Genomic DNA, 432 nt, shown 5'->3' with positions numbered 1-432 from the left:
AAACAGGCGGAGTTTTGCTGTAGTTGACAAAAAACCGACGATTGATTTAACCAGCCATCTTATAGAACCTTTCCTTAATGCTCAAAAATACCAATAAAATTGATAATCCCATTGTAAAATGAAGCGGTAAATTTATTCAAGCCGTCCTCACTGGTCATAAAAAGCGCGTCCTGCTGGTTGGATATAAAACCAAGCTCCACAAGAACCGCCGGCATCCGGCTGTTTCTTACGACAAACCAGTCGTTTGCCTTTCTGCCCCTGGAAGGCATCGCGCCGCCAAATGTTTTTTGAAGGCCGGCAAGTCTGGAATCGGCTCAAAGTAGGCTTTCTGTCGTGTATTCTTCTTCCAGCATGGCGCTTCGTATCGTGTTTACCTCGGCTGCATACGTACGTTGGGAAGCGTCCAAAAGTCTTCTGTCCTGTCCTGACGTT

At 46.1% G+C, this 432-nt stretch carries 1 protein-coding gene; it reads right to left on the bottom strand.

From position 1 onward, the window contains the following. Positions 1 to 74: 74 nt before the first annotated feature. Entirely contained in the window at positions 75 to 269 is a 195-nt protein-coding gene (locus ACYVRA_RS09200; RefSeq protein WP_461252401.1) for an N-acetylmuramoyl-L-alanine amidase family protein, read from the bottom strand. Between the last annotated feature and the right edge of the window lie 163 nt (positions 270 to 432).

The sequence above is a fragment of the Treponema sp. R8-4-B8 genome, from assembly GCF_054786175.1.
This window is presented reverse-complemented; position numbering and strand designations above follow the sequence as displayed.